We start from the raw sequence: 12,353 nt of genomic DNA, 5'->3' as shown, positions 1-12,353 counted from the left end.
AAGTTCATACGTATGATCTCTGGTGAGCAGATGGAGAACGGGAGGAACGGGAATGGAAGAGCAGCAACAAGCAGGGCAGAATGAACCGAAGGTAGGAAAAAAGGGATTTAAGGATTTCGTCAAGCTTATCGCCTCCACGAACCCGCCAAAACTGATCTTGATTCTGGCCCTCATCTTAACCCTGATTCAAACTACAGCCGGACTGATCGTGCCATTGATGACCAAAGGTCTGATTGATGGATTAACCACTTCGGCATTGAACAAATCTGTTATTTTGTTATTGCTTGGGGCATTTGTGATTCAGGCGATTGCCTCGGGTATTAGCATTTATATGTTAAATTACGCCGGACAACGGGTGGTCGCAACACTTCGCACCAAGCTGTGGAACAAGGTATTGTCGCTGCGAATGCCATATTTCGATCGGAATCGTACAGGCGATACGATGAGCCGGATTACGAATGATACAAGCCAGATCATGACGTTGATCGCGGATTATCTGGTTTCCTTTGTATCCAACATCGTTGCTGTTGTGGGTGGCGTGGCATTACTATTTTACTTGGATTGGGTGATGTCGCTCATTATTCTGAGTCTGGTGCCGCTTACGCTGTTGATTCTGTTGCCGGTCGGGAAGAAAATGTACAAGATCTCCAAGAAGCAGCAGGATGAGATGGCTGGTCTTACGTCCGTGCTCAGTCAGGTTATTGGCGAGATCCGCTTGGTGAAAGCTTACGGAACGGAGAAACAGGAAGTGGAAGCAGGAGATTCCCGGATTCGTAAAATGTTTGCTTTTGGCTTGCAGGAAGCGCGCATTCTTGCTCTGATCGGTCCTTTGTTTACATTTGTCATGACTGCCGTTCTAGTCGTTATTCTGGGTGTGGGGGGAATGCGCGTAGCGTCTGGACTGTTGTCGCCTGGTGAACTGGTTGCGTTCATTTTACTGTTGTTCCAGGTCATTATGCCAATGGGACAATTCACGACGTTATACTCTCGTTTGCAAAAAGTCGTAGGTGCAACGGAGCGCATACAAGCGATCCTTGCCGATGAGGAAGAGCCACATGACAGCACTAAGGTAGCGCCAAAAGGAAATGAGACGATTGCATTCCATGATGTACATTTTTCCTATGTTACAGGTGAGGAAGTGTTGCACGGAATCAATTTGACGGTACCTACACAAAAAGTGACAGCCATTGTCGGTCCAAGCGGTAGCGGCAAATCAACACTGTTCTCTTTGATGGAGCAGTTTTATATGCCCGATACAGGCCATATTTCATATGGGGGACAAGCCATAACAGATTATTCTTTGGCCTCCTGGCGCAGCAAGATTGGGTATGTATCTCAGGAAAGTCCACTTATGGCGGGTACGATCAAAGACAACATCACGTACGGATTAGGTCGTGAGGCCACGATGGATGAGATCCGGCGAGCTGCTGAGATGGCCTATTCTGCCGACTTTATCGACAAGCTGCCACAGGGCTATGACACGGAAGTGGGCGAGAGGGGAATCAAGTTATCCGGGGGCCAACGTCAGCGGATTGCTATTGCTCGTGCCTTACTGCGCAGTCCGGATATTCTTATGTTGGATGAAGCGACATCCAGTCTGGACAGCACCTCGGAGTATGAAGTACAGCAAGCATTGTCCAATCTGATGGAAGGAAGAACTACGATCGTGATCGCGCACCGATTGTCCACAGTGGTGGATTCCGATCAGATTGTTGTATTGGAGCATGGGCATGTTACCGGAACAGGAACTCATACGGAATTAATTAGCAATCATCCGGTATACCGTGAATTAGCGCAGAAACAGTTTGTGGCACAGGAAGGCAATGCAACTACAGTACAAAACGAAGAGTAATTCTCATTAATGCAGGGTCTCCGTAATACCCATGAGGTATTTCAACGGAGATCCTTTTTGCTCATCCTTTAAATTCCTCATATTTACAATAAGACCAACATACTCTATATTATAGATACCGACCGTTGGTATGTATAAGGAGGAACTTATGGCCAGAAATAAATATCCTGAGCAGACACTGGACCTGATTCTGACTGTCTCAACTCAAATGTTTACCGAAAAGGGATATGAAAAGACCAGTATTCAAGACATTATAGATGAATTAGGTATGTCCAAAGGTGCAATATATCATCATTTCAAATCCAAGGAGGATATCCTTAGTGCTGTGATGGAGAAGGAGCTTGGGCGCGCAGAAGACATGTTTATGGAACTCATCCAGAACACGCATGCTCCGAATGCCAGGCAGAAGCTCATCAGTATTTTGGAAAATATTATCGTTGATCCTGGAATCCAGTCCAACTCAATTGATCAGGTTCTAAGCACTCAGATCAAGAATCCGCAGTTTGTTCTTGGAGGGATCAGAAAAGGTGTTCTGAAGGATGCACGAATTATTTCCAATATTATGGAACAAGGCAAGGAAGATGGGTCCATTTCAGTCGAATATCCGCTGGAGTGTGCTGAAATCTTCATGTTGCTCGTTAATATCTGGATTAACCCTCTTCTTTTTGGCAGAGATCAGGAGCAGACATTGGAAAGGCTTAAGTTTTTGCAACACATGATGAAGCTCTTGGGAGCAGATATCGTTAGCGAACAGCTCATTCAGCGAATTACGAATCGCCATGCCAGCACAGGAGGCTATGCGGAGGCGGAATAAACATATACCTGATTGTTTGAAATGGAGAGGGAAAAGATGTTGAAAAGTAGTGAGCTTGCCATATGCAAGAGCATAGACATTGATCAACCCATTCATGATATACAGTTAAATTGGTTGTCAGGAGATATCAGAGTTCTTCCGAGTGTGGATGAACTGATTCACGTTATGCAATATGCGGATGCGTGCTTTTCTAAGCGAAGGCTGATGCAAGTTAACATACGAGGGGATACCTTAAGCATTGTAGACGGGAGAAAAAGGAGAGGCCTCGTTGGAATAAATATTGCTAGAACAGCATTGGAGATTCAGCTTCCTGATCGGGTTTTTGATCGTATTTTACTAAACTCCACAGGAGGACAACTCCGGTTGAATCGGCTTCTGGCCACTCGCTGTCAATGTAAGATCACCTCAGGTAGTGTAGACCTATCAGGGAGGATGGATGAGCTTGAACTGTGCGCATTGGCATCGATAGTGAAAGGGCAGCACCTTAGTGCAGATAAATTCAATCTTCAATCCAGTTCAGCCAAGATCGACATATCAGGGGAATTCCGTCACTTGCAGTATACAACTACAGGCAGAGGATTGAATATGGATTGTCTCAAGATGCCGGAGAGCTTGCATTCCGTATCCACAGGATCAAAAGTAGTGGTTTCCATTCCAGATAACGAAGGTTTCCGAATTTTACTTAAAAGAAGATCAGGAGCGTTAAAAAGCGAATTTGATTTGACTCCCCTTCATGGGGACAGCAACTGTCTAATACACAAAAGTGGAAAAAGTGAATTCCAAGTGGATATTCGAGGAGGAGTTTTTCATCTAAAATCCAGGAAATGAGAGACTGTTCGTGTGTACTGAAAACAAAGGGGGGCGGTAGGTATAATGGCTGGTTGGATTGTAGGGATTAGTTTTTCCACCATCGTACTGCTAATCGGGATTTACGGCGCATTAAACAGCAGGCGCAGGCTGGCCAGAAACAAGTGGGCCTGGTGGTTTATTCTGTTTGGTTGTTGTGCGCTTGTCAGTGCCATCATTAATTATCAATTCAGATGAGCCTCATATATTACAAAAGTAAGCCTACAAAAACGGATGTGGCTTTCAATTGCCCTATGTGATATAGTAAGTATCCTTTTGTATTGCCAGATCTAGGCGATGCAGAGCAAAACATATTCTTAGGAGGTAACTGAAACATGTCAGACAGCTTTCAAAGTGCCTATCAAGAAGAAGAGTACAGGTTAGAGCGAACGATGGAGGAAGTGGATAGTCAGCTGGAACGACTGCAGAACATTCCGGTATACACCGGCCACGACTTCACAGAACAAGTGCTGGAAGCTGGACGCGAAGAGCGCCGCACCGCCTTGTCCAAGAGCGCGCAGCAACCCTATTTCGGACGCTTGGATTTCGAAGAACAGGGCAGTGGTGCACGGAAACCGCTGTATATTGGCAAAATTGGCGTAGACCGCGAAGAGGTGGGAGAGCATCCGCTCGTCATCGACTGGCGTGCTCCTGTCGCAAGCCTGTTTTACTCATTTACGGGAGGGGAAGCCTCCGCTACGTATGAAGCCCCGGAAGGGCTTATTGAAGGTCTCGTATATCTGAAACGAAACGTTGTCATTCGGCAGCGGATATTGGAACGTGTGGCGGATACATATAACCGTGACAGCGACCAGCCAGCGGTATCTGATGAATTCCTCGTTTATCGTTTGGGAGAGAACAAGGATAACAAACTGCGTGATATCGTATCTACGATTCAAGCGGAGCAGGATCTGATTATTCGTGCGGCGAGAAACACTGCATTGATCATTCAGGGTGTAGCTGGATCCGGGAAAACGACGGTTGCCCTGCATCGGCTTGCCTTTTTGCTATATCAGTACAAGGAGCAGGTATCTGCAGAGAAAATGGTTATTTTTGCGCCCAACCACATGTTTCTGGATTACATCTCGGATGTGCTTCCGGAACTTGGAGTAGGGGACATTCAACAGCGGACATTCCCGGATTGGGCGATGAACCTGCTGGGGCTGGATATGCCTTTGGCGAATACGTCGGATACATTGAACACCTGGTTCGAAAAACCTGATGCACGACCTGAATTGAATGATGATGTACCTGGGCGTTACAAAGGATCCATCCGTTTCATGGAGCTTATTCGAGAATGGTTGTCGGGGATGGAAGCGGATTCCGTACCGGATATGGACTTCAGTCCATGGGATGGTAAGGTGCTCAGCAAGACGGAGATCGAGAACTGGTTCGGTGAGGAATACAAACATTATCCACTAGCCAAACGCAAAGAACGGGTCATGGCGCGGGTTCACCGCTGGATTGAGATGGAACTTAAGAAACCGATGCCAGAAGCTGTGCGCAAAGAACGCAAGAAAAAAGCGTCTACTCGTGAGAAAGCCTATGCCAAAAAATGGCCTCAATACGAGCCGCTTACGTTATACAAACAGCTGTTCAAAGCTGGAAAGGGCGGCTCTGTGCCAGCCTCGCTCAGCGGGCTGATTCCAAAACTAGTCATGAAACAAACGGCAACAGATCTGAAACAGGATATCGTCCGTGAAGAGGATCTGCCTGCATTGGTATACATTCATACATTGGTCCATGATATCGAGGGCTCGGAGCGGTTTGATCATATTGTGATCGATGAAGCGCAGGACTTTTCCCCTTTTCATGTGGCGTTATTGGATCAGTTCGTCAAAGGGCATTCCTTCACCATACTGGGTGACTTGTCTCAAGGCATTCATGAGTACCGTGGTGTTCATGCGTGGGAAGAGATGAGTTCTTTATTTCCTGAGGAACAGAATGCATACTTTGCATTGACCCGAAGTTATCGTTCAACGATGGAAATTATCGATTATGCCAACACGATTCTGGAACGTGGTGTCAAGAGCGGGATTACGGCGATTCCTGTTTTCCGTAGTGGTGATCCGGTTCGGACGTTGGCTTATGGAGGCGAAGGGCGGACGGCGAGTCTGGAGCAGGCTTTGAAGCTGTTAACGGTCAAAGACTACCGAACGGTCTCCATCCTGACTCGTACACTGCATGAAGCAGAGGAACTTCACCGTGACCTACAGGCCGCAGGCTGGGATCTAAACTTGATCGATGGTGGCAAAAAGCAGTACACAGGTGGGCACTCCGTTTTACCGGTCTATCTGTCTAAAGGGTTGGAGTTTGATGCCGTTATTGTGGCAGACGTAGATCAGAAGCATTATTTGCCAAATGCAGGTGATGCAAAGCTGTTGTACGTTGGTTGTACACGGGCCTTGCACGAATTGTGGTTGTTCCATGACGGTGAACTGCCGATCTATGCGGCTGCAACACATAATCCCGATGGCGAGTCCGTAACCATTCAGGGTTGGCCAGAGCTTGGCTAGATAAAGTTTATTTATACAGAAAAAGGCATGACGTTTATGGAGAGTCCCATAAGCGCATGCCTTTTTTGCTTTTGTGCGAGAAATGATTAATCTTCCAAGGAAGAACGATTGGGGAGTTCAAGTTTATGTTACGCTATTTCTCATTCTGGATGAGCGACGGTTCACCAGGAATATGCCAACACCAATAAATAAACCGCCTGCTAATGCAAACCACTGAACGTGCTCTCCTAGTAAAATCCAACTCGATAGTACACCAAAGAACGGCGCCAGAAACAGATACGAACTGGTTTGGGCTGGGTCACTATTCTGAAGCAGATAAAACCAGAGTGAGAACTGAATGATGGAGCAAACAAGCGTTAACCAGAGCAGCGCCATAACCGAGGTGGTATTGACCATAAAGTGAGGCTGCTCAGTCCATACGCTGAGTAGAAGAAGCGCAGCACCTCCCGCGAGCATCTGATAGGCAGTTAAGACAAAAGTATCGTAGCCATCACCCCAGCGTTTGATGAGCAATGTGGACACGGCAAAGGAGATCGCACCACCAAATCCAATCCAGGTTCCAGGACTAAAGCTCATCTGCCAACCAAAAGTTAACATAATCCCGATGAAACCGAGTATAACACCGATCCACTGACTGAAACGGTAGGTCACTCTATATAAGAGAGCACTGAGGATAATGACCAGTAGCGGATTGGTAAACGTAATAATGGCGGATTCACCGGATGTAATCCAGTTCATGCTGTAGTAGGCGCAGCCCATCACTCCTGCGGATTGGAACAGACCAATAAGGATTATTTTCAACCAAGACTGCCATCCAGTAGGCAAAGGACGTTTACGAAGGAATAAGGCCATCAAGCCACCTGCCAGTATATAACGTATGCCCATGAGCAGGAAAGGTGGGGCATATAACATGCCGATCTTGCCAACTGGAAAAGAAGTGCCCATGATTAACGTTGTCAAAATGATCAATAGTGTATATTTCAATGGTTTGATGATCCGGGTATCTTTATCATGAATGGAGCTCATAACGTCTGTCCGCTATCTACAGTAATTAGCTGCCCGGTCATGGATTGCTGTTCCAGCGCAGCACAGATCATGTGTGCGATATCTTCAGGTGAGGCAATATGCTGTAATAACACTTCTCCGCCGAGACGATACATTCGCTCCTCGTTTCCAGCCCACCACCTTGTAGCAACTGCGCCAGGGACGACGGCATTCACCCGAATGTGTGGTGAGAGTGCGTGCGCAAGTGATAAAGTTAGACCGTGAACGGCCGCTTTGGAGACGGCGTAAGGGAGGGAGGAGCCCGAACCCGTACTGCCTGCGATGCTGCCCAAATTCACGATAGAACCACCGCCAGCCTGTCTCATGCCTTCCGTCACTGCACGAGCGCAATGAAACATGCCTTTCACATTCACATCAAGCAGCTCATTCCAGACGTCATCTGTAACAGACTCCAGATCGTGCATGGGGATATGACGCGTGATTCCGGCGTTATTTACAAGTGCAGTGATCGGGCCGTAGGTTTCAGTTATTGTAGTGACCATCCGCCGGACATCAAGATCATTGGCAACATTAGCTTGAACGGCGAATGCATGGCCTCCCGTATCCAAAATGTGTTGAACAGTCTCTCTTGCTGCATCTTGTGAGCGGGAATAGTTGACAGCGACCAAGGCTCCGCGTTCAGCGAGCATCTCACTTACAGCACGTCCTATACCTGTTCCACCACCTGTGATCAGAGCAACTCTATTTTTCCAGTATGTCATGCTGAACACTCCTTATCATCATCCAGTCAGATGACTGGTTTGGGATCTATATGAATTGTAGTCCGGTTTACACATGAAGTATAATGATTGGTAATGAAGCAGATATCATTTTGAATGATGTCAGAGTGGAGGGACCATGGAGAGCGGGGATCTTAGAATATTTCAGTGTGTTGCACAGGAAGGGAATCTGACCAAAGCTGCTTCTAAACTGGGGTATGTTCAATCCAACGTAACGGCACGAATCCGGCATCTGGAAGCAGAAGTAGGTACAACGTTGTTCATTCGTCATAACCGAGGCATGACGTTATCTCCAGCCGGAGAGATGCTGCTGACCTATGCAGATAAAATTATTGGCTTGCTGAATGATGCTTCCAAGGCGCTTCGGGCGACGAGCACACCATCGGGTCCAATGCGAATAGGTTCTACACAAACCGCAGCGGCCGTGCGACTACCTGAACTTTTCGTCAGATATTACAAACAGTATCCAGATGTCTCCTTGTCACTGGTTACTGGCAATTCGCAGATGCTTATGGATCAGGTTATTGGGTATGAATTGGAGGGAGCATTTATAGGCTGTCCCTGTGATCATACTGATATCGTTTCTATTCCCGTATTTGATGAGGAACTATTTGTTGTCTATTCTGGTATGGGTCCTACGGATGAAGATCTTAAGAGTAAACCTATACTTGTCTACAGCATGGGGTGTTCCTATCGTCAGGTTTTGGAGGAATGGTTAGAGGTGGGGGGTGTTACCCGCCCAGTGATTATGGAATTTGGAACCCTTGAAGCGATTATTAGTGGGGTTACGTCCGGCATGGGAATTTCCTTGTTACCAGAGATTGTGATTAGGCATCAGATCAAAAATGGATTATTGCGCACGCGTACACTCCCCGTAGGTATGAATCGCATGATGACTCATTTTATTACTCGCAAGGATGCCTTTGTCAGCAGTGCACTTCATGCATTTATGGCTATGTTACCGCGAGAGTATGATATGATAGAGAGTGGAGAACCATCAGAAGTATAATTGTAATCAAGGCAAGGCAATCCGTTAAGGAAGTGATGAGCAATGGATTTATTTTCGTTTCAACAGGACTCAAAACCACAAGCTAGACTGCTCGCGGACCGCTTGCGGCCAGAGCATTTGGATGAATATATTGGACAGGAACATATTATTGGACCAGGGAAATTACTCCGGCGCGCCATCGAGGCTGATCAGATTTCGTCCATCTTGTTATACGGCCCTCCGGGATGTGGCAAGACAACCTTGGCACATATTATTTCCCAGCAAACGCAAGGACAGTTCGTACGTCTGAATGCAGTGGAAGCTTCCGTCAAGGATGTGCGTGAAGTTATCGAACAGGCCCAAACGAACAAACAGCTGTATGGAACAAAAACCATTTTGTTCCTCGACGAGGTACATCGGTTTAACAGTTCACGTCAGGATGCGCTATTGCCAGCGGTAGAGAAGGGTACGATTATTTTTATCGGCGCAACAACAGAGAATCCCTTTCATTATGTCAATGGAGCCTTGATGAGCCGTTCCACTCTGTTCCAGCTAGAATCGCTAAATAAGGATCATTCCCTAATTGCAATGCGCAGAGCATTGAGTGATGCGGACAAAGGTCTGGGGTTCATGGAACTACAGGCGGACGATGAGGCGCTAGAGCATATTGCCACGATGGCCAACGGGGATATTCGGCGTGCGCTTAACGCGCTTGAACTGGCTGCGTTGACCACGCCACCGGAGAAGGATGGGTCCATTCATATCACGCTTGGTGTAGCTGAAGAGTCTATTCGGCGCCCCATTGTGAAGGCAGATGAATCCACACAGTATGATGTGTTGTCTGCATTTCACAAGAGTATTCGGGGTTCCAGTGATGCGGCGTTGTTTTGGTTTCTATACGCGGTGGAGAAGCTCGGCATGGACCCGATGACCTTCATTCGGCGTCTGATTGCAGCGAGCAGTGAAGATATTGGACTTGCGAACCCGCAAGCCATGACTCAGGCGATTGGAGCACTTGATGCGTACCGAAATAACGGCTGGCCCGAAGCCAAGCTGAACATTGCACAAGCGATTCTGTTCGCGGTCGAAAGTCCAAAATCAAATGCGGTGTACACCGCCATTTCCAAAGCCATGAACGCGATTGATGAGGTGAAATCGGCAGAAGTTCCGCTTCACTTGCGAGATACGCATTACTCGGGTGCCGTGAAGCTTGGACATGAGGGTTATCAATATCCACACAACTATCCGGGGCATTACGTGAAACAAGAATATTTGCCAAAGCAGCTCTCACGGAGAGTATTCTATGAGGCAACGGAGCAGGGTAACGAATCGAAGATCAGGCTGAACCAACAGCGGCGCAGGGAATTTTAAGGACAGACAGATCATTCGGGAGATGTACAAAACATGAAAGAGCTTTTGTATATAGGGGCGGGTGGATTTCTCGGTACATTGACCCGATATGCCATACAGTTAGGGATACCAACTGTCCATGGGGGGTTCCCATGGGCAGTGCTGTTAATCAATGCGATTGGCAGCCTTTTTTTGGGTTGGTTCTTTACCATAGCTGTTCCAGGCAAAATAACACCACAACTTCGACTGGCGATTGGTACAGGTTTTACTGGCGCATTTACGACATTTTCCACGTTTACACTGGATATTGTTCGTTTATCCGAAGGGGGCGAATGGATCAGTGCCGCTATTTATTTGATCGTGAGTCTGTTGGCAGGATTGTTGCTCTGTGCGCTGGGAATGAGCCTTGGACATCGTATGTTGGGAGCACAAAGACAAGAGGGTGATGCCTCATGATCCTCTGGATTGGTTTTGCAGGTGTGCTGGGTGCGGTACTGCGTTACAGTCTGGGAAAATGGGTCTCTGGCTTGCTGGGAATGGCCTTTCCATGGGGAACATGGATCATCAACATCAGTGGTTCACTGTTGCTTGGGTTGTTATATGGGTGGCATGAATCTGCAATGATCTCAGATGGAATCTGGGTGATGTGGGGAACCGGATTTTGCGGTGCGTACACCACGTTCTCTACCTTTGGTTATGAGACGTTAGGACTTATGGATCGACAACGATACGCAAGCGCGGCGCTCTACGTTGTAAGTTCGGTTCTAGTTGGGGTGTTGGCCGCCTGGGCAGGAGTCTGGTTGACTGCATAACGAACTATTTTTTATTTTTTTGCAAAAATAAGCAGGAAAAAAGCCATCCTTCATGGTATACATGAAAGACGGCTTTTTTTATAGGGATACACGGTATTGTGTATAATCCGCATTTTAATGGACAAGCTCTATTATTGCATTGCGGGTACAGGTACTTTTTGCACCTGATCGATCGTACCCCCACCCAGGCAGACCTCTCCGTCGTAGAAAACAACGGCTTGTCCTGGCGTGATGGCTTTTTGCTGCTGGTCAAATTGTACATCCACACTTCCATCTTCCTGCCAGGTCAATGTTACACCTTGATCCGGCTGACGATAGCGGAATTTGGCAGTACAACGGTATGGCACATTAGGCATGTGCTCTGCACCAGCAATCCAGTTCACACCCGTTGCGGTAAGACCCGTGGAGTACAGGCTTGCATGGGCATCGCCCTGAACAACAAGCAGTTGATTCTTCTCCAGGTTCTTGTCTGCAACGAACCAGGGTTCACCATTGCCGGAACCACCAATGCCAAGACCTTGGCGCTGTCCAAGTGTGTAGTACATCAGACCGTCGTGGCGACCTTTGACTTCACCGGTTGCGATATCAACCATGTCTCCACCTTTGGCAGGCAGATAGTTACTCAGGAACTCTTTGAAATTACGCTCACCGATGAAGCAGACACCTGTGCTGTCTTTTTTCTTGGCAGTATACAAACCAGCCGCTTCTGCGATTTTGCGTACTTCCGGTTTGGGCAGATGACCAATCGGGAACATGGCTTTGGACAGCTGGTTCTGATTGAGTGCGTTAAGGAAATACGTTTGATCCTTATTGTTGTCCACACCACGAAGCAACTTGAGTGTGCCATCTTCTTCAATCAGGCGAGCATAGTGTCCTGTAGCTACATAATCTGCGCCGAGATCCAGAGCTTTGTTCAGGAATTCACCAAATTTGATCTCACGATTACACATGACATCCGGATTTGGCGTGCGGCCCGACTTATATTCATCAAGGAAATAGGTAAATACTTTATCAAAATATTCTTTCTCGAAGTTGACAGTGTAGTAAGGAATGCCGATCTGTTCACATACGCGGCGTACATCCTCTGAATCTTCTTCAGCGGTACAGTGGCCGAACTCGTCGGTGTCATCCCAGTTTTTCATGAAAATGCCGATGACATCGTACCCTTGCTCTTTCAGCAACAGTGCGGTAACGGAAGAATCGACACCTCCGGACATGCCAACGACGACCCGTGTATTTTCAATTGTTTTGGACATCGTTATCACCATTTCTATATATAAATATGTTTCGTTTCTTATTCTAGCATAACCGGACTCAAGATACGATACACCCGGCCAATTTTGGATAGTGTCCACCACAGACGCACATTTTGGAATATCGTCAATCTTTCT

12 protein-coding genes are annotated in these 12,353 nt (G+C 47.2%); 9 read left to right on the top strand and 3 right to left on the bottom strand.

Annotation, left to right across the window (positions count from 1 at the left end; translation table 11 throughout):
• The first annotated feature begins 52 nt into the window (after window positions 1–52).
• The 5 genes from MKY01_RS25005 to MKY01_RS24985 all read left to right on the top strand — a co-directional run bounded on the left by MKY01_RS25005 (window position 53) and on the right by MKY01_RS24985 (window position 6,028).
• On the top strand, window positions 53–1,852 hold the full coding sequence (locus MKY01_RS25005) for an ABC transporter ATP-binding protein (protein ID WP_339284029.1): 1,800 nt from the start codon (window positions 53–55) through the stop codon (window positions 1,850–1,852).
• A 148-nt stretch (window positions 1,853–2,000) separates the two neighbouring features.
• The gene (locus tag MKY01_RS25000; RefSeq protein ID WP_127551060.1) at window positions 2,001–2,666 is read left to right on the top strand and encodes a TetR/AcrR family transcriptional regulator; all 666 of its coding nucleotides are present in this window, start codon (window positions 2,001–2,003) and stop codon (window positions 2,664–2,666) included.
• A 21-nt stretch (window positions 2,667–2,687) separates the two neighbouring features.
• On the top strand, window positions 2,688–3,494 hold the full coding sequence (locus MKY01_RS24995; protein ID WP_339287261.1) for a DUF4097 family beta strand repeat-containing protein: 807 nt from the start codon (window positions 2,688–2,690) through the stop codon (window positions 3,492–3,494).
• Window positions 3,495–3,539: 45 nt separating this feature from the next.
• The gene (locus MKY01_RS24990) at window positions 3,540–3,710 is read left to right on the top strand and encodes a hypothetical protein (protein ID WP_164783408.1); all 171 of its coding nucleotides are present in this window, start codon (window positions 3,540–3,542) and stop codon (window positions 3,708–3,710) included.
• A 137-nt stretch (window positions 3,711–3,847) separates the two neighbouring features.
• Entirely contained in the window at window positions 3,848–6,028 is a 2,181-nt protein-coding gene (locus MKY01_RS24985; RefSeq protein ID WP_315370460.1) for a UvrD-helicase domain-containing protein, read from the top strand.
• A 123-nt stretch (window positions 6,029–6,151) separates the two neighbouring features.
• Here MKY01_RS24985 and MKY01_RS24980 read toward each other — a convergent pair whose 3' ends face one another.
• Together MKY01_RS24980 and MKY01_RS24975 are read right to left on the bottom strand one after the other, a co-directional pair.
• Complete coding sequence (locus MKY01_RS24980) at window positions 6,152–7,054, bottom strand: EamA family transporter (RefSeq protein WP_339284027.1); 903 nt, start codon at window positions 7,052–7,054, stop codon at window positions 6,152–6,154.
• On the bottom strand, window positions 7,051–7,794 hold the full coding sequence (locus MKY01_RS24975) for an SDR family NAD(P)-dependent oxidoreductase (RefSeq protein WP_339284025.1): 744 nt from the start codon (window positions 7,792–7,794) through the stop codon (window positions 7,051–7,053). Before MKY01_RS24975 ends, MKY01_RS24980 begins: the two co-directional genes overlap by 4 nt.
• A 136-nt stretch (window positions 7,795–7,930) precedes the next feature.
• On the opposite strand from MKY01_RS24975, the gene MKY01_RS24970 reads away from it, so the two are divergent.
• The 4 genes from MKY01_RS24970 to crcB are packed head-to-tail and all read left to right on the top strand — an operon-like array spanning window position 7,931 to window position 10,962.
• Window positions 7,931–8,821: a LysR family transcriptional regulator gene (locus MKY01_RS24970; protein ID WP_339284023.1), complete on the top strand. Its 891-nt coding sequence runs from the start codon at window positions 7,931–7,933 to the stop codon at window positions 8,819–8,821.
• Window positions 8,822–8,863: 42 nt separating this feature from the next.
• Entirely contained in the window at window positions 8,864–10,171 is a 1,308-nt protein-coding gene (locus tag MKY01_RS24965) for a replication-associated recombination protein A (RefSeq protein WP_339284021.1), read from the top strand.
• Between the two features lie 33 nt (window positions 10,172–10,204).
• Window positions 10,205–10,606 carry a CrcB family protein gene (locus tag MKY01_RS24960; RefSeq protein WP_339284020.1) on the top strand — a complete coding sequence of 134 codons (402 nt, stop codon included), beginning with the start codon at window positions 10,205–10,207 and terminating at the stop codon, window positions 10,604–10,606.
• The gene (gene crcB / locus MKY01_RS24955; protein ID WP_339284018.1) at window positions 10,603–10,962 is read left to right on the top strand and encodes a fluoride efflux transporter CrcB; all 360 of its coding nucleotides are present in this window, start codon (window positions 10,603–10,605) and stop codon (window positions 10,960–10,962) included. The genes MKY01_RS24960 and crcB overlap by 4 nt, the downstream gene beginning before the upstream one ends.
• A 131-nt stretch (window positions 10,963–11,093) precedes the next feature.
• On the opposite strand, the gene mnmA is transcribed toward crcB, so the two are convergent.
• Window positions 11,094–12,218 carry a tRNA 2-thiouridine(34) synthase MnmA gene (mnmA, locus tag MKY01_RS24950; protein ID WP_036616942.1) on the bottom strand — a complete coding sequence of 375 codons (1,125 nt, stop codon included), beginning with the start codon at window positions 12,216–12,218 and terminating at the stop codon, window positions 11,094–11,096.
• Window positions 12,219–12,353 lie beyond the last annotated feature (135 nt).

This window comes from Paenibacillus sp. FSL R5-0486 (assembly GCF_037975155.1).
In the GTDB taxonomy this organism is placed as follows: Bacteria; Bacillota; Bacilli; order Paenibacillales; family Paenibacillaceae; genus Paenibacillus; species Paenibacillus amylolyticus.
Note: the sequence above shows the minus strand (reverse complement) of the source record. Positions and strands in the feature narration are given on the sequence as shown.